Annotated in this window: 20 protein-coding genes and 1 pseudogene; 3 read left to right on the forward strand and 18 right to left on the reverse strand. The window is 70.8% G+C overall.

Features of this window, described 5'->3' with window-relative positions:
- The first annotated feature begins 74 nt into the window (after window positions 1-74).
- Window positions 75-1,178: an MBL fold metallo-hydrolase gene (locus tag WH85_RS17920; protein ID WP_045743034.1), complete on the forward strand. Its 1,104-nt coding sequence runs from the start codon at window positions 75-77 to the stop codon at window positions 1,176-1,178.
- 106 nt (window positions 1,179-1,284) lie between these two features.
- On the opposite strand, the gene WH85_RS17925 is transcribed toward WH85_RS17920, so the two are convergent.
- The 16 genes from WH85_RS17925 to WH85_RS18000 all read right to left on the reverse strand — a co-directional run bounded on the left by WH85_RS17925 (window position 1,285) and on the right by WH85_RS18000 (window position 18,397).
- A complete protein-coding gene (locus WH85_RS17925) occupies window positions 1,285-1,515 on the reverse strand; it encodes a hypothetical protein (protein ID WP_045743035.1) in 231 nt (76 codons plus the stop codon).
- A 107-nt stretch (window positions 1,516-1,622) separates the two neighbouring features.
- Complete coding sequence (locus WH85_RS17930) at window positions 1,623-2,543, reverse strand: diacylglycerol/lipid kinase family protein (RefSeq protein ID WP_045743036.1); 921 nt, start codon at window positions 2,541-2,543, stop codon at window positions 1,623-1,625.
- Window positions 2,544-2,562: 19 nt separating this feature from the next.
- Window positions 2,563-2,739: a hypothetical protein gene (locus WH85_RS17935; RefSeq protein ID WP_245673987.1), complete on the reverse strand. Its 177-nt coding sequence runs from the start codon at window positions 2,737-2,739 to the stop codon at window positions 2,563-2,565.
- Between the two features lie 50 nt (window positions 2,740-2,789).
- Entirely contained in the window at window positions 2,790-3,356 is a 567-nt protein-coding gene (locus WH85_RS17940; protein ID WP_045743038.1) for a GAF domain-containing protein, read from the reverse strand.
- A 96-nt stretch (window positions 3,357-3,452) separates the two neighbouring features.
- A complete protein-coding gene (locus WH85_RS17945) occupies window positions 3,453-4,715 on the reverse strand; it encodes a hemolysin family protein (RefSeq protein ID WP_045743039.1) in 1,263 nt (420 codons plus the stop codon).
- A gap of 67 nt (window positions 4,716-4,782) precedes the next feature.
- Window positions 4,783-5,679 carry a DNA-3-methyladenine glycosylase family protein gene (locus tag WH85_RS17950; protein ID WP_425394651.1) on the reverse strand — a complete coding sequence of 299 codons (897 nt, stop codon included), beginning with the start codon at window positions 5,677-5,679 and terminating at the stop codon, window positions 4,783-4,785.
- Window positions 5,680-5,993: 314 nt separating this feature from the next.
- Window positions 5,994-7,247: a hypothetical protein gene (locus WH85_RS17955; protein ID WP_045743041.1), complete on the reverse strand. Its 1,254-nt coding sequence runs from the start codon at window positions 7,245-7,247 to the stop codon at window positions 5,994-5,996.
- 48 nt (window positions 7,248-7,295) lie between these two features.
- The gene (locus tag WH85_RS17960; RefSeq protein WP_045743042.1) at window positions 7,296-8,072 is read right to left on the reverse strand and encodes a DUF4142 domain-containing protein; all 777 of its coding nucleotides are present in this window, start codon (window positions 8,070-8,072) and stop codon (window positions 7,296-7,298) included.
- 60 nt (window positions 8,073-8,132) lie between these two features.
- Entirely contained in the window at window positions 8,133-8,816 is a 684-nt protein-coding gene (locus WH85_RS17965) for a hypothetical protein (protein ID WP_245673988.1), read from the reverse strand.
- 222 nt (window positions 8,817-9,038) lie between these two features.
- On the reverse strand, window positions 9,039-9,827 hold the full coding sequence (locus WH85_RS17970) for a zf-HC2 domain-containing protein (RefSeq protein ID WP_045743044.1): 789 nt from the start codon (window positions 9,825-9,827) through the stop codon (window positions 9,039-9,041).
- Window positions 9,824-10,513, reverse strand: coding sequence for a sigma-70 family RNA polymerase sigma factor (locus WH85_RS17975; RefSeq protein ID WP_045743045.1), 690 nt, complete (start codon window positions 10,511-10,513; stop codon window positions 9,824-9,826). The genes WH85_RS17970 and WH85_RS17975 overlap by 4 nt, the downstream gene beginning before the upstream one ends.
- A 607-nt stretch (window positions 10,514-11,120) precedes the next feature.
- On the reverse strand, window positions 11,121-12,092 hold the full coding sequence (locus WH85_RS17980; protein ID WP_083449074.1) for a hypothetical protein: 972 nt from the start codon (window positions 12,090-12,092) through the stop codon (window positions 11,121-11,123).
- Window positions 12,089-14,590, reverse strand: coding sequence for an AAA family ATPase (locus tag WH85_RS17985; protein WP_045743047.1), 2,502 nt, complete (start codon window positions 14,588-14,590; stop codon window positions 12,089-12,091). Before WH85_RS17985 ends, WH85_RS17980 begins: the two co-directional genes overlap by 4 nt.
- Window positions 14,587-15,738 (reverse strand): exonuclease SbcCD subunit D, encoded by a 1,152-nt coding sequence (locus WH85_RS17990; RefSeq protein WP_045743048.1) that lies wholly within the window; start codon window positions 15,736-15,738, stop codon window positions 14,587-14,589. The genes WH85_RS17985 and WH85_RS17990 overlap by 4 nt, the downstream gene beginning before the upstream one ends.
- 21 nt (window positions 15,739-15,759) lie before the next feature.
- On the reverse strand, window positions 15,760-17,505 hold the full coding sequence (locus tag WH85_RS17995; protein ID WP_045743049.1) for an ATP-binding protein: 1,746 nt from the start codon (window positions 17,503-17,505) through the stop codon (window positions 15,760-15,762).
- Between the two features lie 88 nt (window positions 17,506-17,593).
- The gene (locus WH85_RS18000) at window positions 17,594-18,397 is read right to left on the reverse strand and encodes a pyrimidine reductase family protein (protein WP_169792459.1); all 804 of its coding nucleotides are present in this window, start codon (window positions 18,395-18,397) and stop codon (window positions 17,594-17,596) included.
- Window positions 18,398-18,636: 239 nt separating this feature from the next.
- Here WH85_RS18000 and WH85_RS18005 point away from each other — a divergent pair, with 239 nt between their 5' ends.
- On the forward strand, window positions 18,637-19,347 hold the full coding sequence (locus WH85_RS18005) for an ACT domain-containing protein (RefSeq protein ID WP_045743050.1): 711 nt from the start codon (window positions 18,637-18,639) through the stop codon (window positions 19,345-19,347).
- A gap of 70 nt (window positions 19,348-19,417) precedes the next feature.
- Window positions 19,418-20,455, forward strand: coding sequence for a GNAT family N-acetyltransferase (locus WH85_RS18010; protein WP_045743051.1), 1,038 nt, complete (start codon window positions 19,418-19,420; stop codon window positions 20,453-20,455).
- 25 nt (window positions 20,456-20,480) lie between these two features.
- Here WH85_RS18010 and bsaP read toward each other — a convergent pair.
- Window positions 20,481-20,726: pseudogene (gene bsaP / locus WH85_RS51625) on the reverse strand (biotin synthase auxiliary protein BsaP); the annotation flags it as partial.
- Window positions 20,657-21,652, reverse strand: a complete 996-nt coding sequence (gene bioB / locus WH85_RS18015) for a biotin synthase BioB (protein ID WP_045743052.1) — start codon at window positions 21,650-21,652, stop codon at window positions 20,657-20,659. The pseudogene bsaP and the gene bioB, both read right to left, overlap by 70 nt.
- Between the last annotated feature and the right edge of the window lie 10 nt (window positions 21,653-21,662).

The following is a 21,662-nucleotide window of genomic DNA, read 5'->3' on the forward strand; positions in this document are numbered from 1 at the left end:
ATACCGGCAGGTTGCTGAGGGCAGGCTGAGGAGGTCGGTGGCAGAGCGGCCCTCGAACAGGCCAGACTTGACGCATGGCGAAGCGAGCTCGTACCCGTACCGTGATGGCTCTGGCCCTCGGCGCCGCGGCGGTCTGGGCCGCCCGCGACATTCCCGCACAACTCGGCGCGCGGGCGCGTGGCGCCCGGCGCGCCCGGATGGACGCGTCCCCACAGTTCGCGGACGGGAAGTTCCGCAACTCACTGCCGGCCGAGATGCTGACCGGCACCTCGATGCCGAAGGCCGCCGCGGCCACGCTCACCGGCCGGGAGATGCGCAGACCGCATCAACCGGTGCCGGTGGTCGTCCCGACACCGGGCACACCGGCGGACGGCCTGCACGTCACCTGGTACGGCCACTCCTCCGCGCTGGTGGAGATCGAGGGCCGCCGGGTGCTGCTCGACCCGGTCTGGAGCGACCGGTGTTCCCCGTCCCGGCTGGCCGGCCCGCGGCGTCTGCACGAGCCGCCGATGCCGCTGCGGGAACTCCCGCCGATCGACGCGGTGCTGATCTCCCACGACCACTACGACCACCTGGACATGGTCACCATCCAGAACCTGGTGGACCTGCAGTCGGCGCCGTTCCTGGTGCCGCTGGGCGTCGGGGCGCACCTGGAACGGTGGGGCGTGCCGGAGAGCCGGATCATCGAGCTGGACTGGAACGAGAAGGCGAAGGTGGCCGGGATCGACCTGGTCGCGACGCCGGCCCGGCACTTCTCCGGCCGTGGTTTCACCCGGGACGACACCCTCTGGTCCAGCTGGGTGATCATCGGCCCGACGCGGAAGGTGTTCTACTCCGGCGACACCGGCTACTTCCCGGGGTTCGCGGAGATCGGCGCGGAGCACGGGCCGTTCGACGCGACGCTGGTGCAGATCGGGGCGTACGGCGACGCCTGGCCGGACATCCACATGACGCCGGAGGACGGCGTGGCCACCCACCGCGACGTACGCGGCGGCCTGATGATCCCGGTGCACTGGGCGACGTTCAACCTGGCGCTGCACGACTGGTCGGAGCCGGCCGACCGCACCTGGAGCGAGGCGAAGGCCCAGGGGGTGAAACTGGCGGTGCCGCGGCCGGGCGAGCGGGTCGACGTGGACAACCCGCCGGCGGTCGACGGTTGGTGGCAGCAGATCGCCTGACGGTCGCCGTGGTGGGTTCGGGCGCGCCACGCGCCCCAACTCACCACACCCGACGCCCAGCGTGGCGATTTCGGGCGCGTAGCGCGCCCGAAATCGCCACACGTCGTCAGCGGGCGAGATCGAAAGCGGCGGCGAACAGTCCGGCGAGCAGGACCATCGCGCCGGCGGTTAATCGGACCGTGTGCGCCCAGGCGATCCGCCGGGTGGCACGGACCGCGAGTTTGGCGGATCTGACGTCGTGCCAGGCCGTGTTGGCCCGGCCCATCCGGTACGCGAACGCGAGTGATCCGCCCGCGGTGAGCAGCGCACCCAGGTACGCCGCGAGGTACTGCGTCATGGTCGACCCCCTGGTGTTCCGGTGATGAGCAGCCAGTCTGGGCGCGACGGCACAGCACTTCCAGCGGCAGCACAATTCACCAGAAACCGCTCCGGAAGCGCTGTCGGCTATCGGTCAGTCGAAAGGTCAGGCCGCGGCACGCAGAGGGTGACCGCTGAGGGGACCACCTCGGCGGTGAACTTCCTGGTCTTCGCCCGGGCGCCGCCGTCCAGCTCATATTCGAGCTTCGATTCCAGGGTGACGTCAACCCGACGAGCGCGGGTAGTCCGGACGAAAGGCGACTTATCGGATCTTCCGACCGCCATCGTCCCCAGCGCGCGGGCCCACTGCGTCGCGCCCTGGGCGGTGGCCACGCCGACGTCGAGCCAGCCGTCGTCCGGGGCCGCGTCGTCGAACGCGCGGATCCCACCGGTGATCTTGCCGACGTTGCCGATCAGCACGCAGCTGGCCTCGTCGTCGAACCACGGGACGCCGTCCACGGCGATGGTGGCCCGGGGCGCCTCACCGTTGACGTGCCGGATGCCGGTCCAGACGTACGCCAGCTTGCCCAGCCGGTCCTTGAGGTCCCCGTCGGCATCCTTGATCATCGCGCCGTCGAAGCCGACGCCGGCCATCACCGCGAAGTGCTCGCCGGCCAGCTTGCCGAGGTCGAACCGGCGGCGCTCGCCGGTGAACGCGATCTCCACGGCCTTCTCCAGGTCGGTGGGGATGCCGAGGTTGCCGGCGAGCAGGTTGCCCGCGCCGGCCGGCATGATCGCCACCGGGATCTTCCGGCCGGCCTTTCCCTCCTGGGCGAGCACGTCCAGGGTGCGCTGGACCATGCCGTCACCGCCCCACACCACCAGCAGGTCGACGCCGGCCTTGACGGCCTTGCGGACCTGCTTGGGGGCTTTGCGGCTCTTCGGCACCTCGAACCAGAGCAGCTTGTCGACGCCCTGGCCGGTGATCCTGCGGCGCAGTTCGTCGAGTCCGCCACCGAGGGTCTTACGCTGATGGGCAACGACGGCGATCGTGCGGGGGGTCTGCATGTCGCCGCCGTTACCCAGGTCAGCGGAAACTGAATCGCCGGCGCTTCTTACGCCCGAACAGCGTCTGGGCGGTGTCGGCACCCTGCCGCAGCCACCGGGAGGCCCGGTTCTGCGGGCCGCGGCGACGCTCGACGGCGTCACTGAGCTTGCGGGCACCGGCCACACCCAACGGGACGAGGACGGCGGTCAGGACCATACGGCGAAGAAAATTCCAGATCATGCGGTACGGATACCCACCGTGACAGATCAGTTAACCGTCTCGCGCATCCGCTGCTCGGCGGCCGCACTGCGGATGACCATGAGGCGCAGCTCCAGCTCGTCGGAGACGATCGAGGCCAGGTTCTCCAGGGCCCGCAGCTGACGCGGGGACGCCTCCCGCGGCCGGTTGTCGATCACGTTGACCGTGCCCAGGCGGTAGCCGTCGTGGGTGCGGATCGGCGCGGCGGCGTAGAACCGCAGACCGAGTTCGCCCCGGACCAGCGGGTGCTCCAGGGTGCGCGGGTCGACGGCCGCGTCGTTGATCACATAGACGTCGTCCTGGGCGATGACCGACGCGCACAGGCCGGGCTCGGTGCCGATCTGCCGAACCCCGCTCAGACCCTGACAGGCGGCCAGCCACACCCGGTCCCGTTCGACGAGGGAGACCGTCGCGATCGGAGTGTCGAAGATGGCGCCCGCCACGAAGGCGATCCGGTCGTACGCGTCCTCGACAGGCTGGTCCACCAGCCGGTAACGGCGCACCGCCGCGAGCCGGGCCTGCTCCTGCGGGCCGACGTTGTCCAGGTACTCATAGGCGTTCGACGACGTTGTCATGGACGCGAGCCTATGCCGCACATTCGCGTCCGCAAGCGTTCCCGCTGCTCGAACCGGTGATCGGGGGCTCCGGGACGCCGGAAGTCGCACACCCTGTCAGTCGCGGGACTCCTCCAGGGCGCGGACGCGTACCTGGGTGATGGCCCGGCCGGTCACCTCGACCACCTCGGCGGTGAACTCCGGCAGGACCACCACCTCGCCCGGTTCGGTCGGGATGTGCCCGAGCGCGGCCAGCACCATGCCGGCCACCGTGGTGTAGTCGCCGTCCTCCGGGGCGTCCCGGTGGAAGCCCATGTCCGGCAGATCATGGATCGGGAACGAGCCGGGCATCAGCAGCGCCCCGTCGGCCTCCCGGACGGTCGGGGCGCCGTCCGCGTCGGTCTCGTCGTAGATCTCCCCGACGATCTCCTCGACCAGGTCCTCCAGGGTGACGATGCCGTCCACCGCGCCGCGCTCGTCGACGATCAGCGCCAGCGGCTGCCGCTCGGTCCGCAGCTGCCGCAGCGCGTCCGACACCCGCAGCGTCTCCGGGAGGTAGAGACCGGGCCGGGCCGCGTCGTCGACCGGACCGTGGGCGCCGACGAGGTCCCGCAGGTGCACCACCCCGATCACGTCGTCCAGCCCGGCCACCGGGCCGATCACCGGCGCCCGCGAGTGCCCGCCCTCGATCAGGGTCCGCAGCGCCTCCGCGGCCGGCATGCCGCTGGCCAGGGTCAGCACGTCCCGGCGGGGCACCAGGATCTCCCGCAGGATCCGGTCGGCGATGGCGAACGCGCCGGAGATGATGGTCCGCTGCTCGGCGGAGAACTCCCGCTGGGCGGCGACCATGTCGCGGATCTCCTCCGGGGTCACCTCGTCGCGCCGGGCGGCCGGGTCGGCGCCGACCAGCCGGACCGCCCCGTCGGTCGCCTTGCCGAGCAGCCAGACGGCCGGCCGGGCCAGCCGGGCGAGCAGTTCCAGCGGGCGGGCCATCACCAGCGCCCAGGCCTCGTTGCGCTGCAGCGCGATCCGCTTCGGCGCGAGCTCGCCGAGGACCAGCGTGACGAAGGTCAGGGCGGTGGTCATCAGCAGGGTCGCGGCCACCACGCCGAGGCGTTCCTCGAGCGGTTCGGAGAGGAACCGGGCGGTGATCGCCGCGGCCAGGAAACCGGCCAGGGTGATGCCGATCTGGATGGTGGCCAGGAAGCGGTTGGCGTCGTGGGCGAGGCGGGCGAGCACCCGGCCGCCCCGGGACCGGCGTTCCAGGCGGTGCAGCTGGCTCTCCCGCAACGAGATCACGGCCATCTCGCTGCCGGTGAACACCGCGTTGAGAAGGATCAGCACCAGCACGACCAGGATCGGACCAGCGAAATCCCCCATCAAGCCACCCTCCGGATGATTTACATCATGCCGGATTACCGTAACTATTCGGGCGATCGGCTAGACGTCAAAACCGGGCGAACGACCGGACCGGCATCCGTGGACCGAACTTCGGGGCGGTGATGCCACCCAGGGCCAGCAGGTCGCAGACCCGGCCCCGGTGCCCGCGGAACGGCTCCAGCAACTCGAGCATCCGCTCGTCGGTCCCCCGGGCCTCGCCGGCCAGCGCCCACGCCACCGTGTTCGGGATGTGGAAGTCACCGACGCTGACCGCGTCCCGGTCGCCGAACGCGTGCCGGACCGTCTCGGCGGCGGTCCACGGGCCGATGCCGGGCAGCGCGATCAGCCGGGCGGTCGCCTCCGCCGCATCGGCACAGCGCTCCAGCCGGCCGGCCACCTGAGCGGCACGCATCAGGGTCTGGGCCCGGCGCTGCTCGACACCGAACGGGTGGAAGACCCAGTAGGCGGAGGCGGCCACCGCGGCCGGATCAGGCGGGAGCACCAGGCCCGCGGGTCCGGGAGCGGGTTCCCCGAAGTGGCGGCAGACGGCCCGGTAGGCGTGATGCGCCTCCTTGCCGGTGACCTTCTGCTCCAGGATCGCGCGCAGCAGCCGGGGGAAGACACGGCCGGTCGACGCCAGGCGTACCCCGGAGAAGGTCTGGAAGAGGCGTGCGATCAGGGGATGCCGCCCGGCCAGCTCGGCGAAGTCACCCGGGTCGTCGCGGAGTCCGGCGATCGCGTCGGCGCGGTCGACGATCCACCCCGCCCCCGGTCCGTGGCCGGTGGCGACGAGATCCCCCGCGGCGCGGGCCAGGTGCAACGCCGCCGGTCCATCGGGGGTACGCGCCGCGAGCGCGAACTCGCCGTCGGCGAACCGTCCGCACGGGTCGTGTTTCGGCACCAGCAGCGGCCGCAGTGACGCGCTGAACTGGTAACGCTCGGGTGGCGTCAGCCGGCGGGTCACGGTCACCGCGCCACTATGCCACCGATCCCCGTCACCGGGCACCGACGTCCGGGCAAGCCGATGGCCCTGACCGTGCTCCGGGGTCAGGGCCATCGGGCGGTGACCGGACACCCGAGAAAGGTCCGGTCATCCGGTGCGGAGCCCGCCCGGTGGTGGCCGGGCGCCTGCCGTGTTCCCGTCCGGCAGGGGGAAGGACGGTCGCCGGGATCGAAGGGGGGTCCCGGACCGGGTCGCGGTAACCCGGTCCGGTTCAGCCCCGGCGAACGGCAGCTGCTCCGCGTATCAGAGGTGCAACCGATCGGTGGGGATCAGCGTCAGCGGACGCGGACCCGGACCGAGTCGAAGGCGGGCGTCTGGTTGGCGCGCTCCATCATCGGGATACGGTGCGAGCCGTCACCAGCCCAGGAGGAGCACTGGAAGTTGCCGGCCTGCGCGAGACCCGGCACCTGGATGTTGACGGTGTCCGGCTGGGCACCACCCTGGTTGTCCTCGGTCGCGACGAAGAACGCCGGCACCGGGTCCGGGGCGGGAGCAGCGTTGTTGCTGTCCAGGATCCGGCAGGCGGTGTGGAAGTGGCCGCGGACGATGCCGTTCTGCAGCACCGAGCTCTCCACGTAGTAACCACCCTGGCCGGCCGCGAGGAAGCGGTCACGGATCAGGTTCCGGGTGCTGACCTGGATGGTGAAGGCCTGGTTCCGGTTGACCTGACGCGGCGCGTTGGTGATCAGCAGCGTCGAGTTGTTGGCGGCCGCACCGACCTCACCGAACTCGGTGGAGACGCACCGGTTGCCGTTCTGGAAACCGTCGTGCGGGGGCAGCTGGCTGGTGTCACAGGTGTTGGTCAGAACACCCAGGCCGGCGCCCGGAGGAGGCGTGACGACCGCTCCGCCGTCGTCGCCGTCGTCGCCCGCGTCGCCACCGTTGTCCCCGCCGGCATTGTCCCCGCCGGCGTTGTCGCCACCGGCGTTGTCGCCACCGGCGTTGTCGCCACCGTTGTTCTGGTCGCCGCCGGCGTTGTCGCCGCCGTTGTCGGCGCCGTCCTCACCGGTCGCCTCGGACGGCTCGACGGACGGCTCGGCGCTGGCCTCGCCACCACCGTTGTTACCGCCGTTGTTGTTGCCGCCGTTGTTGTTGTTCCCACCGTTGTTGTTGCCGCCACCGTTGTTGCCGCCGTTGCCGCGGCCGTTGTTGCCACGGCGGGCGGTGGTGGTGGCCTCGGTCTCGTCGTTGGAGACGTTGTTCATCACCCAGTTGCGGCAACGCGTGCGCAGCTCAGCGGCGGTCGCCACGTCGCCGGCGCCGTCGTCGGCATGCTGCGTGACCTTGCCGTTGTTGGTGGTGTACGTACCCTTACGGGTTTCCGTCGACAACTTGCTCTTGGTGGGAGCACTCAAGTCGTCGCAGGCCGCCAGAGCCTTCGTCTGTGGAGCGTCGGTGCTGGCGTTCGAGACCTGAGTGACAGTCACGATGCCGCCGAACGCCACCAGCGTGGCAGCAACCGCGATGATGCGGTTACGACCGCTGAACCACTTCGGAGAGCTGGCGCGCCGGTAACTGGACCTTCGCATGGGTGACACCCTTCTTGTCGCCTCTTGTCGCCGTGGGCGATGTGATACCTACCGCGCGCGGAAGATGCGCATGGTCGTGATGACCCCGACCACCAGGGCGGCGGCGAGGACGAGCAGAATGACGGTGTTGCTGAGCCCCGGCTGGCCGGTGCCCTGTGAGGCCGCAGCGAGCATCTGGTTGTCGATCGGGACCGGACCCTGCCCCGCGGGGGCGGCCGGTGCCGGGGCCGTGGGCAGCCCCGAGTAGTCGACGATGCCGCTGCTCTCCAGGAGCGTCATGTGCGTCATGACGAACTGGTTGGCCTGCTGCGCAAGCAGCCGGACGCTGTCGTTTCGCGTCGACGCGCGGATCGTGCCGATGGCCGGGAAGATCTTGCCATGCGCGGCGCGGAGACGGTCGATGAAGATCTGGTCGAGCTGGGTCGGGGTGGCGGCGTTCTCCATTTCGGAGATCCACCCCTTCTGGTCGTCGTTCGGCTCGTTCGGCAGCATGATGCCGAGCTTCTTCGCCACCGCACGGTCGAGGTTGTCGAGCGCGACGTGCTGCGCGGCGATGCTCTTGCCGATGTTGACGACGGTCGGGTTGTCGGAACCCTCGGCCACGATGTTGCCGGCCGGGATCTCCCACAGGCCCGCGAGACGGACCTTGATGACGAAGTCCTTGTCCGCATCGCTCACCGGACCCTGACCCGTATCGGTCAGCCCAGTGTTCGGGGGAACGGGAACCTCGTCCTCGGCGTGGGCGACGCCGGCCGGCGTCACCATGAACGCCAGAGCGAGCGCAACCGTGCCGACCAGCCATCGGGGGGTACGGCGGGCCTTCATGTCGTCCTCCAAAGTCCGCTGCCTCGGTGTGCCGGGCCAGGTATGGGAAAGGTCAGGGGATCAGTAGCTGTAGTCGCTGCCGGAGTCGTCCGACGCCTCGTCGTCAGCGGCGTCCGCCGGCGGCGCGACGGGCTTGGAGACCTTGGGCAGGCAGGTCAGGTTCTTGGTACCGGTGGGCGTGATCACGAACCACTTGCCGCTGACGTTCTGGCCCTTCCACTGCCCCGGCTTCTTGTCGCCGATGTAGCGGTAGAGCGGCCAGCCCTTGAGGGTCAGCTGCTTGGTGCCGTCCGCCCGGGTCACCGTGCCGACCAGCTTGGAGTCGACGCCCGTGAGCTTCGGCTCGCCGTCGTTGGTCAGAGCGGCCGGCCAGATCTTGGCGCAGGTGTCGTTGCAGTTCGACTTCGCCGGGTCGTCCTCGTCGTCGTCGAACCGGTAGAGGACCCAGCCGTCCTCGTCCTGCACGGTCGAACCCATCTGGGCGACCTTCTTGGCGGTCAACTCGGTGGTGGCCAGCTCATCGCTGATCTCCGGCGTGTTCGCCTCATCGGCGGGGGCAGGCTCCTCGGTGGACTCCGCCGCCGGCTCGCCCGTCGCCTCGGCGCCAGGTGTGGCCGCGACGTCGTTGGAGGCCGGCTCGGCCGCGTTGCCGTAGTCCGCCGTACCCGTGTCCGACCCGTATCCGGCCGGAGCGCAGGCGCCCAGAACGAACACCGCCGCAATCCCCGCGCCGACGACCGTCAACTTCCGCTTCTCCGGTACCACTGCTGGCCCCTCCCGGGTTTAATGGCTCCGCCATTTCCGGGCTGTAGTACGGAGACGGGTTCGGGACGGTTGAACATTCGGCTCGATCAAATTAGAGAATTTTTGGTTGAACCCTGTGGACGCCCGGTCCGTATTAAGAGGACCCACGACACGGAAAAGGCCCGATCGCCATGGCGATCGGGCCTTTCTGTGAGCGGACGGTCACGGAAGGCGAACGAGGGTCTCCCCGGCGCTGCCGTTGTCCTCGAGCTCCTGGAGCTGGACGTGCGCGATCTCCGACCGCGGGGTCTTGGTGACACCCTGCAGGACGAGCGCCTCCGGGTTCTCCGCGGTGCCCCAGCCCTTCTCGCCGATGGTCCACGTGGCGATCTGCTCGGCGACACCGTTGGTGCCGACCACGAACAGGCCGCACTCCTTCGGACCGGCGATGCCGGAGACGGCGAAGGACACCTGGGTGCCCCAGTCCTTCTCCTCCAGGCCCACCGCGAGGGACACGTTGGTCCGCGCGTCGGTGCCGCTGAACGTCTTGCCGGGCAGCGCGGTGCCACCGATGGCAGGGCCGTTCTCCCCGCCGGGAAGCGGGTCGAGGGTGCTGCTGCTGGTGCCGTTGGCACCCGCGGCGCCGGTCTCCGGGGCCTTCTCGTCGCCGCCCATCTGCTGGCCGACGAAGAGCGCGCCGATCGACAGCATCGCGAAGATGACCACGGCGGCGGCCAGCGAGTAGAGACGCCGGCTGTTGGCGTGTTTCCGCTCGGTGCCGACCTCCTGCAGCATCTTGTGCAGCACGACGCCGTCACGCTCGGAGCGCTCGGCCTCGATCAGAGCCTCCGGGTCGACCGTCGACAGCACGTCGGCGACCTGGACGAAGGACTCGAGCTCGTACGCGCACTGGGCGCAGTCGATCAGATGGTCCTCGAAACGGGCCGCGTCACGGTCGTCCAGGATGCCGAGGGCATACGACGCGACGTCGTAGTGGTCCTCCTGCGTCATCCCGTCACCCCCCGCTGCTGGAGCGCCGTACGCAGAGCGCGCAGCGCGTAGTAGACCCGCGACTTCGCCGTGCCGAGCGGCAGGTTGAGCGCCTCGGCCGCCTCGGGGACGGTCCGGCCGCGGAAGTAGGTCTCGATCAGGATCTCCCGGTGCGAATGGCTCAGCTGTCGGAGCGCATCGGAGACCGTCATCGACTGCAGCACCTTGTCGGTCTCGTCGGACGTCGTGGGGAAGCTCTCCAGCTCCCGATCGTACGTCTCGGCGGGCCGCGCGTTGGCACTACGGTGCTCGTCGATCGCGATGCGGCGGGCCACGGTGACCAGCCACGGGCGCAGCGACTGCTGGCCCTGTGCTCCCAGACGGTGCGCGTTGCGCCAGGCCCGGAGGAGCGTCTCCTGCACGATGTCCTCGGCACGCTGCCGGTCTCCACCGGTCAGTCGCAGCACGAACATCAGCAGCGGTCCCGCGTGCTCTTCGTAGAGCAGCTTGACCAGCGTGTCCTCGTGACTCGCTTCCTTTGGCGGAGTGGCGCCGTGCCGCGGCTGGTTCTGCCGCGGAATCGTCGTGCCCTCGTCGCGGGATTCACGCCCGCCGTCGAGAGCCTGCCACCTGCTTCCACCGGAGTGTTGCCGTGCCATCACACGCACCCTCTCCGGCGCGAGCCGATACTCGGCCACCGCATGCATCGATACCTCCGCCCGGACCTTTCCCCGTCGCCCTTAGTACGGCTGGGGGGTCCCGCCGGGATCAAAGCCGGCTCGAGATTTTCCGGGACACTCGGTCTCAACGGTCCTCCGCTGCGATCGTGATCGTGAAGGCGTACCGGTCGCGGATCACGCTCTGTATTGATCTACGCCGATTCGGACGCCAGGTAAGCCGGAATAATACTCAGTGACATCCGACCCTAGACATGGCTGGGAGAATAATTCTCCCGGAGGCGGGAGAGCATGATCTCGCAGCGTGAACGAGCGATTCCGTAGCGTCGACATCACCGCGTATTTAGTGGTGAAGGGCCGGGTCGCCGAACCGTTCGGGTGACGCTCGCTCAACTCTCGGATCCTTTAGTGGAACGGCTTTCCGGGAGCGCTCCCATTTCTGATCACCCAGGTGACGGGCTCACCTGTGCATTCCTGTGCGGCACCCGGCGCCGATGACGGCCGGACACTTGATCACTTTCCGTATGATCATGCGAGGTTTCGTCACGAGTCCCGCACGTGTCCCACGACACGGGAGTGAAGATCAAGTTCTGGGACGGGCGGCCACGTTGTGGGATCGTGCACACCCGTCCCGGACTCAGCGTGTGCGGACCGTGGCCAGCGCCAGAGCCCGGTGCAGCACCCGGGCGTCGCCCAGCATGCTCCGCAGCCGCCGCTCCAGACCGGCGATCGGCATCAGGTTCTGTGGCGCCCGCGGATCCTTGTAGGCCGAGGACGCGAACCGGGGCAGTGTGACCCCGGACACCTCGGCCAGTTCGATCGCCTGATCCGGGGTCAGATCCGGCGAACACTCCACCCGGACGACACCGGACCAGGGCGCTCCGGACGAACCCGGCAGCCGCAGGTACCACGACCAGCCGCCCCACACCGTGCCGATCTGGAACACCGGGGTGCGCTGCCCCGGACGCAACCGCGGCACCACCGCCTCCTGCGCGGCCGGCAGGTAGTGCTTCTGATGCGTCTTCACGTAGCCGATCGTGCGGGGCAGCTGCCGCCGGTTCCGCAACGGCCCGTCCACGATCAGCAGGTCCGCGCCGTCCGAACCGCCGTCCCGCGCCGCCGACGAGATGTCGATCTCCAGCGCCGTCAGCGGGCCCTGGACGGCCGCCGGAAGCTTGCTGGCCTCCCCGGCACCGGTGATCCGGTGCACCTCGTAGCGGACCGATCCGGCCTGCACGTCGGTCGCCGACGGGCTCGCCGTGAACAGACCCCGGGCCACCCGGGCACCGGCCAGCTCCGCGACACCGTTCGCCAGGTCGCACCGGACCACACCGGCGGCGTACGAGGCGGCCAGCCCGGCATACGACGAACCGTCCTCCTCGTCGGTCCACAACCCGGCGTCGTTACGGCGTACCCCGTCGACCAGGAACACCACATCCGGCACCCGGGCCGACGCGGACACGTCGACCGGCGCCCACTCGGCGGCCGGCACCTCCACGTTCACGTCCACCTGGGCGCTGCTCGACGCCGCCGGGCCGTCCCCACCGTCAGCACCCTCGTACGACGAGCCGTACGAGGGATCCCATGCGTCGACGAACATCCTGGTCACAAACCGACCCTTTCGACGTGTGCGGTCCGCGCGTCCTTGTGCACCTCGAACCGGACCGGCACCCGTTCGGCCAGCCCCTGTACGTGCGTGACCAGACCGACCATCCGGTCGCCCCGGGCCGCCAGGTTCTCCAGCGTCGCCGCCACCACGTCCAGCGTGGTCGCGTCCAGGGTGCCGAAACCCTCGTCCAGCACGATCGACTCCAGGCTGGCCGCCGTGGTGCTCATCCCGGCCAGCTGCTCGGAGAGCGCCAGGGCCAGCGCCAGCGACGCCTGGAACGTCTCGCCGCCGGAGAGCGTGCGCACCCCGCGCCGCAGACCCGCGTCGTGGTGGTCGACGACGAAGAACTCGCCCTTGTCGTGCATCAACTCGTACTGCCCGCCGGTCAGCTCCCGCATGATCCCGGACGCGCCGTCGACCAGCAGGTCGAGCGCCTCCTCGAGAAGCCAGCGCTCGAAGTTGTTGGCCCGCAGGTGCCCGGCCAGCGACTTGGCCACCCGGCCCTCGCGCTGCAGGCCGTCCCGCTGCTCGGCCGCGTGCCGGTGCTGCCCGCGCCGCTCCACGAGACGCTGCCAGAAGGCCTCGGCCCGCTCGGCGGCGACCGCGGCCGAACGGATCAGCGTGGACTCCGCGTCGGCGCCCGGAGCGGCCTGCGGCACCGCCAGACCGGCATCGGTGAACATCCCGGTGATCGCGGCGTGGGCCCGCTGCGTCGCCTGCCGGGCGGTGGCCACCGCGGCCTCCGCCTCGGACCGGGCGCCCAGCCGTTTGCCGTGCTCGTCACGCGCCCACGCCACCAGGGCCGCCCAGGCCCCGGCCAGGTCGTCCCGGTCGGCCGGCGGCGGCACGAAACGGGCCAGCCCGTCACGGGCCTCGTCGAACGTGCGCCACGACGTACGCTGCTGATCCTCCGCGGCCTTGACCACCGCCTGCGCCTGGTGGTGCCCCTCGCGGGCGGCCCGCACCCCGGCGGTCGCGCTCTCCAGCTTGCGCTGCAGTTCGCCGAACTCGGCCAGCCGCTGCTGCAACGCCTCGGCGCTCGGCAGCACCGCCACCGCGGCCCGCACCTCGGCCAGCCGGGACAGGTGATGCTCGTACTGGCCGCGCTTGCGTTCCAGGTCGTGCGCGACGTTACGGGCCACCGCGTCGCGCTCCTTCCAGCGCTTCTCCGCGGTGTCGGCCTCGGCGCGGGCCACCTGGCCGGCCACCTTGGCCACCTCGACCGCCGAACCGGGCGGCACCGGCGGCACCTCGTCGACCCGCTGCTCACAGACCGGGCAGTCGTGGCCGGCCACCAGGTGCTCGCGCAGCGCCGCCGCCTGGTCCTGCTGCTGCGCCTCCCGGTACTGCTCGCGGGCCTGCTCGAGCAACTGCTGGGCGCCCAGGTGGTGGCCGTGGGCGAACTCGGCGGCGGCCGCGGCGTCGTGGTGCTCCACCTCGGCGACCTGCACCTTGCCGGCGAACCACTCCTCCTGCTCGACCAGCCGCTGCAACTCGGTGCGCCGGTCCAGCGCCAGCCGCAGCGCACCGGGATCACCGGCCGCGGCCAGCTCACCGCGGACCTTCTCCTCGGCCTCCTCGGCCTCGTGCACCCGCTGCGCCGCCACGCCGGCGGCCTCCCGAGCGGCGGTCACCGCCCCGGTCGCCTCACTCACCCCCAACGGGGTACGCACCGACGACAGCGCCGCCAGCTCGGCGTCCACCGCGTTCCGGTGCCCGGCGGCCTCCGACTCGGCCTGTCGCGCCGACCGGAGCCCCGGCACCGCGGACTCCACCGCGCCGGCCAGCTCCCGCATCCGCTCCAGCCGGCCGGCCGCCTCAGCGACCGCCTCGTCGGTGGCGTCGGAGAGCGACTCGAGACGCTGCTCCACCACGCTCAGCTTCGCCTCCGCCGCGCGGCTGCGGTCGGTCGCCTTCGCCTGCACGTCCTCGTAGATGTGCAGGCCGAGCAGGTTGACCAGGATCTGCTGCCGGGTCGCCGGTTTCGCGTGCAGGAAGTCCGCGAACTGGCCCTGCGGCAGCACCACACAACTGGTGAACTGCTCGTAGGGCAGGCCGACCGCGTCCAGCACGGCCTGTTCCATCTCGGCCGGGGTGCCGGCCAGTGCCTCACCCAGGTCGGCCAGGTCCATGCCGGTGTCGAGTTTCGTCACGTCGAACCCGGCCGGCATCAGCTGCAGGCCCGCACCCGCGGTCTTCACGTTGCCCCGGCCGTCGCGGCGGACCACCCGGGTCGCCACATAACGGTCGCCGGCCGACTCGAAGACCAGCCGGACCCGGGCCTCGGCGGCCGACGGGGCCAACGCGTTGACGATGCCCCGCGCGCCACCCCACCGCGGGACCGTGCCGTACAGGGCGAAACAGATCGCGTCCAGGACGGTCGACTTGCCCGAACCGGTCGGACCGACCAGGGCGAAGTAGTCGGCATCGGTGAAATCCACGGTGGTCTGGTCGCGGAACACCGTGAAGCCGGCCATGTCGAGCCTCAGAGGCCTCATTGGTTGCTGCTCACCTCGTCGTACAGCGCGTCGAAGAGCTCGCGGACGCCCTCCTCGGCGTTCCCGCGACTGTCCAGGTAGTCGCCGAAGAGCTCCCGCGGGGACCGGCCGGCCCGCTGCGCCGTCCGCTCGCCCGCCCGGTCCGGCAGCATGTCCGGATCGATGCGCACCTCGAGCGCGTTCGGCAGCAGCTCCTGCACGTCCTCGCGGAGACCCGGTCGCGGCGTCTCCCGGACCAGGACACGCAACCAGGCATCCGGAAGGTTCACCGTCGCCAGCTGTTCCAGGGTGCCGCGGACGGTCCGCAGGGTCCGGGCCGAGGTCACCGGCACGTCACGGACCCGGGCGGCCTGCTCGGTGGAGACGTCGATGATCGCGACCGAGCTGACGTTCTCCTCCTCCCCGAAGTCGACGGCGAGCGGACTGCCGGAGTAGCGCGTCGGGGCCGGCGAGATCACCTGCTGCGAACGGTGCAGGTGCCCGAGGGCGACGTAGTGGGCGTTCGGCGGGAAGACGGTGGCCGGGACCGCGTACCCCATGATGGTGTGCGCCTCCCGCTCGCCGCCGCCGGCGGATGCCCCGACGATGGTCAGGTGCGCGGTGAGCAGGTTGACCGCGCCCGGCTCGGCGAACGACGCGCTCAACTTGGCGATCAGGCGGGCGATCAGGTCCGCGTACGTCTGGTTCGCCTCGGCGGCGGTCAACTCGTACATCTCGGCGGCCCGGATCGCGTACCGCTGGGACAGGAACGGCAGGGCCACCAGCCGCCAGCGCTCCCCGCCCTCGGTGGTCCCCTCGATCAGCAGGTCCTCCGGGTTCTCCCGGAACGCGCCGCGCAGTTCGATGCCGGCCGCGTCGGCCCACGGGCGCAACGCGTCCAGGGCCTGGCCGTTGTCGTGGTTGCCGCCGATCGCCACCACCCGCGCACCGGTCTTGCGTAGCGCGGACAGAGCCCGGGTGACCAGCCGCGTCGCGTCCGCGGTCGGGGCCGCGGTGTCGTAGAGGTCGCCCGCGACGATCACCAGGTCCGGGCGTTCCGCCTGGGCTATCTCGATCACCTGCGCGAGGACACGGGTGTGCTCCTCGAAGCGGCTTCGGCCCTTGAGAACCTTCCCGACATGCCAGTCGGAGGTGTGCAGGATGCGCATCGCTGAACCCTAGTCCGAGACCTAGAAGGGAATGTCGTCGTCCGCCCCGCCCCGGCCACCGATCACCGCGAACGGGTCGGCGCCCTGAACGATCGACCGCAGGGTGTCGGCCGGGGGCGGGCCCGACTCCGACTTGCGGGTGGCCCAGGCCGGGAAGGGGAACTCGACACAGAGCGGCACCGGGATGTCCGGCTGGTTGACGAACATGGTGCCCGGACGGGCCAGCAACGCGCGCTGCCGCATCGCCGGTGGCAGGAAGCCGTACTCCGGGCGGGACGCCTCGGCCGGGTCGAGCCGGCCGACCACCCGGATCGCCGAGTTGGTGACGATCCGGCGTTCCACCTCGCTGGCGGTCTGCTGCGCGCCGATCAGGATCACGCCCAGCGACCGGCCGCGCTCGGCGATGTCCAGCAGCACCTCCTTGATCGGGGAGGAGCCCTCGCGCGGGGCGTACTTGTTGAGCTCGTCGAGCACGACGAAGAGCAGCGGGCGCCCGGTGCCGGACTTCTCCTTCTCCTCGAACTCGCTCTTGAGCGTCACACCGACCACGAACCGCTGCGCCCGGTCCGGCAGGTTGTGCAGGTCGACCACGGTCACCTGGGCGCTGTCCGCGGTCTTGATCTGGTGCGGCCGGCGCTGCGCCAGGTCACCGCGGATCAGCCGGGACAGGTCCCGCTTGCTGCCGATCAGACGGCGGGCGAAGGCGTTGACCGTGCCCATGTTGACCGCGCTGCCGGCCCAGGTCGACCGGGTGTCGTCGTCGGTGAGCTGCTCGACGACGTGGTCGACCAGGTCCTGGTACGACCCGAGACGCTTGCCGTCGATGCTGATGCCACCCTCGGCGGGGACCGCGTACCGGTTCAGGTGGGCGGTCACCGAGTGCACGATCATCGTGTACTGCTGGCGCTCGTCGTCGGCGTCGGCGAACACGTACGGCAGGAGTTTCATCTCGCAGAACTCGGCGAGCGTCCAGTAGAAGGCGTCGACCCCGGTCAGTCTGCTGCTCACGTCCGGTGAACCGGACGAGTCGCCGGGACGCGGCGGTGCGTAGACCCGGACGTCCGGGAACGGCGCGGCGGGCAGGCCGAGCAGCGCGTACGCCTTCTCGGTCTCGGCGTTCAGTTTGGTGTTGGGGTGGTCGAGGAAGAGCAGGTCCTCGCCCTTCACGTTGAAGATCAGCGCACGGGCGTTGGTGCCGTCGGCGCCCAGCTGGCCGGAGCGGAACACCGAGTAGAGCAGGAACGTGGCGAAACTGGTCTTGGTCGCCACGCCGGAGATGCCGGAGATGGAGACGTGCGCGCCGCGGGTGCCGTCCAGGAAGTCGGCGTTGAGGAAGACCGGCACGCCGTCGCGGCCGGTGCCCATCGGGACCCGGCGTTCCATCCGGTCGAAGTGCAACGCGGCGTCCCGGGCCTCGCCGGTCGCGCGGTGCACGACGGCTCCGGGGGCGGGCGGCACGTAGAGCTCCGGGTCGACCCGGGTGGTGGTGATCTCGGCTGCCTCCTGGACCATGGCCGGGAGGGTGCCGTCGGCGATGGCGAAGACGTCCGAGTCGAACTGGGCGCCCTCGTGGCGGGCCCGGACCTGGGTGACCACGCCGGCGATCGTCACCGGTTCGCGGTCCGGCAGGTCGCGGCGGGTCACGACGACGTCGTCGAGCTGCAGGTAGCTGCCGGGGTTCACGGCCGTCCAGAACTGCAGCGGGGTCGCGTCGGCAGTACCGAGCACCCGGCCGACGGGGGAATTTTCGTCAGACACGTCGATCATGGTGCCTCAGAGGTACGACACAATGCCCGCGGCATCGGTTGTCCACAAGCTGTGGGGTCCATCCACAGAGTTATGCACAAGATCTTGATCAGCAGGTGGAGGCGCGCGGGTCAGGAAATCGACCAGTACGGAACTTTCGGGCGTACCGCAGGAAAAGCATGTCCTCGCGGATGAGCACGTGACGCAGCGCCATCCGCCGCGCCGGACCGTCCGGCCCGTGCGCGATCCGGCCCGCCGAGCCACCGGCCAGCAACGGCGAGACGGTCAGGCAGAGCTCGTCGACCAGATCGGCGGCGATCAGATCGCCGAACAGCGACGGGCCGCCCTCACAGAGAAGCTGAGCGGCGCCCCGGTCGCGCAACATCGTGACCATCCCGGCCAGGTCCACGTCGTCGACCACCTCGGCGACCCCCTTCAGGTGCGCGGCGTCCACGCCGGGCCGGGTCACCACGATCGGCGGGACCGGCGCGTCGGCGAAGACCAGCTGCCCCGGATCAAGGTTCAGCGAACGGGACACGATCACCATCAGCGGGAACTCGGGCAGACCGTGGGCGGTCCGCCAGGCCCGCGCCTCGGGCGTCAGGCGCAGAGCGTCGTAGTTCTCCGCCCGGATCGTGCCCGCCCCGACGATCAGCGCGTCGCAGACGGTCCGCAACCCGTCGAAGATCTCCTTGTCACCGGGCCCCTGCAGGCCGGCCGACAACCCGTCGACGGTCAGGGCGCCGTCCACACCGGCGATGAAATTCACCCGCAAGGTGGGCTCCGGCATCCGCGGATAGAGCGCGATCAGCCCGTCCCGCGTGGCCGGCCACTCCGGGGTCGCCGTCACGGGCCGGGTGGGCCGGTGACCGGCGGCGTCGGCTCCGGCTTGCGGTGCTGGCAGTCGCACCACGAACCGCCACGGCACTCCTCATGCCGGCGGTTCCGGCATTCCTGGCAGATCATCCCTCGACACTACCCACTCGGATCCCTGTCGATAGACTTCCGGCCGCCTACTCTGAGTTGCGATATTCGGGCGAATTCCTGCTGCTTGACTGTCGGGACACGGCGGCGCAACGGGTCCGAAACCGCAGTTGGGGAGGCTGTTCACCGGGGACGGCGCCACCGGCCGTCCGCGACGGGAGGAGTTACATGTTGCTGCGGGTCAGAGTCACCCTGCCGGACCGTCCCGGCGCCCTGGGGCAGGTCGCGCGCACCCTCGGGGTGGCCGGCGCCGACATCGTCCAGGTCGTGGTGCTGGAACGGCTCGGCGGACGCGCCGTCGACGACTTCACCGTCGTCTGGCCCGGCGCCTCCCGCGTGGAACGGCTCCTCGCCGGTCTCGCCGCGATACCCGGCGTCCAGGTGGACGGGGTGTGGAAGGCGATAGGGGCACCGGTCAACGGCGGCCACGACGCCGAACTCCTCGCCCAGGTCGCCGCGAACCCCGCCGACGGCCTCGCCACCCTCGTCGACGCCATGCCCGGCCTGCTGGCCGCCGACTGGGCCGCCGCCGCGGTCGTCCCGGCCGACTGGGCCGCGCGCAGCGGCGCCAACGGCGTCGGCAGCGAACCCGGCGTGGTGTACGCGAGCTGGCGCGCCCCGTCCCCGCTGCACCTGCCCGAGGTGACCCCGCTGCGGGCCCGTCCCCTGATCGAGCCGGGCGGACCGCGGTACGCGGTGGCCCCGTTCGGCCGGGCCGGACTGGTCATGGTCGTCGCCCGCACCGACGAGGACGACCTGCCCGCCGCCGCCTTCCACATCACCGAGGTCGACCGGGTCGCCCAGATCGTCCGCGCCGCCGCCGAGATCCTCGGCGACCGGCTGGACTCCGCCGGCAGTGTGATCGCTGTAACGCCGTAATCGCTGCTCAGGCAATCGCCGTGCAACAACGAGGGTGCACTCTTGAGGTTGGAGGAAAGGAGTGCCCCGCATGGCGTTGTGGCGAGTCAGAGCCACGGTCGACGACCGTCCCGGTTACCTCTCCGTTCTCACCGCGAGCCTGGCTCTGCGGTCGGTGAACATCCTGGCTGTCCAGGTGCACACCACCGAGGCCGGCGCGATCGACGACTTCCTGGTCGACGCGCCGGACTCCCTCACCGAGTCCGACCTGCTGGCCGCGGTCGCCAAGGGCCGCGGCCGGGACGCGTTCGTGACCAGAGCAGAAGCACAGGGTCTGGCCGACCAGCCGACCCGGGCGCTGGCCCTGGCCGGCCGGCTGGTCCACGAACCCGACTCCCTCGGCGAGACCCTGGCCGCGCTGCTCGACGCGACCGACGTCCGCTGGCGCCCGCAGCACGCCGCGGACCTGCCCGGCTTCCAGGGCTGCCGGATGACACTGTCCGAGGAGTCCGGCGGTTCCTACGAGGTGTTGCGCGCGCTGCCGAGCTTCACTCCGGCGGAGTACGCACGGGCCCAGGCGCTGGTCGAGATCGCGGGCCGGCTGCACCGCCAGCACCGCGAGAGCGTCAGCATGCTCCTGCCGGACGGCACCGAGCTGACCCTGCGCCCCGCCGTCCCGGACGACCTGCCGGCGGTCCGCGAACTGCACGAGGAGTGCTCGCCGACCGCTCTCGGCCGCCGTTACCTGGGCGGGTTGCCCACCGAGGCCCGGATGCGCCGTCTGCTGGAACCCTCCGGCGGCGTGACCCTGCTGGCGACGGCACCCGGCGGCGCGGTGGTCGCGATGGCGACCCTGACCGTCGAGGGCGACCTGGGCGAGGCGGCATTGCTGGTCGAAGACGGCTGGCAGCGCCGCGGCCTGGGCACGGCCCTGCTGCGGCGGCTGCACGCGTGGGCCGGGCGGTCGGGTCTGTCCGCTGTGGTCACCCACACCACCGCCGACAACACGGCGATGCTGCACACGGTGCGCCGCTTGGGCACGGCCCACATCGAGCGGGACGGCGCGCTGATCAGCGCCACCCTGCCGACGGCCACACACCCGGCCACGAACGAGTCCCCCACCCGCTGATCCGGCCGGCCGGCGACCGCGCCGGTCAGCCCTCGCGAAGGCCGTGCTCCACGCAGGTGGCCGTCCAGCCGGTCGGGATCACCTGGACCTTCATCCGGCGGCGGCACGACGGGCAGAAACGCGGCGGCTCCAGCTCGCGGGCCGCCGCGCACGCCGTGTGGTCGCCGTCGGTCGCGGGCAGGCCGCAGCGGTCGCAGAACATCAGAAGGTCGAGGACAGGGACTTGACCGGCATCTTCAGGTCCTGCAGGAGTTCCAGGTCGGCGGTCGCCGGGCGGCCCAGCGTCGTCAGGTAGTTGCCGACGATCACGGCGTTGATGCCGCCCAGCAGGCCCTCGCGGGTGCCCAGGTCGCCGAGGGTGATCTCGCGGCCGCCCGCATACCGCAGGATGGTCTTCGGCATGGCCAGGCGGAACGCGGCGATGGCGCGCAACGCGTCCTTGCCCTCCACCACCGGGCGGTCGCCCAGGGGCGTGCCGGGGCGCGGGTTGAGGAAGTTCAGCGGGACCTCGTGCGGGTCCAGCTCGGCCAGCTGCGCGGCGAACTCGGCGCGCTGCTCGACGGTCTCGCCGAGGCCGAGGATGCCGCCGCAGCAGACCTCCATACCGGACTCGCGGACCATGGTCAGCGTCTCCCAGCGCTCCTCGAACGAGTGGGTGGTGACCACGTTCGGGAAGTAGGAGCGGCAGGTCTCCAGGTTGTGGTTGTAACGGTGCACGCCCATCGCGACGAGCTCGTCGACCTGGTCCTGGGTGAGCATGCCGAGGCTGGCCGCGACCTGGATGTCGACGGCCTCCTTGATGGCCTTCACGCCCTCGCGCATCTGGTCCATCAGCCGCTTGTCCGGGCCGCGGACGGCGGCCACGATGCAGAACTCGCTGGCACCGGTCGCGGCGGTCTGCTGCGCCGCCTTCACCAGAGAGGGAATGTCCAGCCACACGGCCCGTACGGGTGACGCGAAAAGGCCCGACTGGGAGCAGAAGTGGCAGTCCTCCGGGCAGCCGCCGGTCTTGAGGGAGACGATGCCCTCGACCTCGACCTCGGGGCCGCACCATGTCATCCGGACGTCGTGTGCCAGCTGCAACAGCTCGGGAAGGTCCTCGTCGGGGAGCCTCAGCACTTCGAGGATCTCCGGTTCGGAGAGGCCGGCGCCGTCGGTCAGGACTCGGGCCCGCGCCCGGTCGAGGATGTCTGGCATGCCCGTACCC

It is taken from the genome of Actinoplanes rectilineatus (assembly GCF_000962825.1).
GTDB classification, from domain to species: domain Bacteria; phylum Actinomycetota; class Actinomycetes; order Mycobacteriales; family Micromonosporaceae; genus Actinoplanes; species Actinoplanes rectilineatus.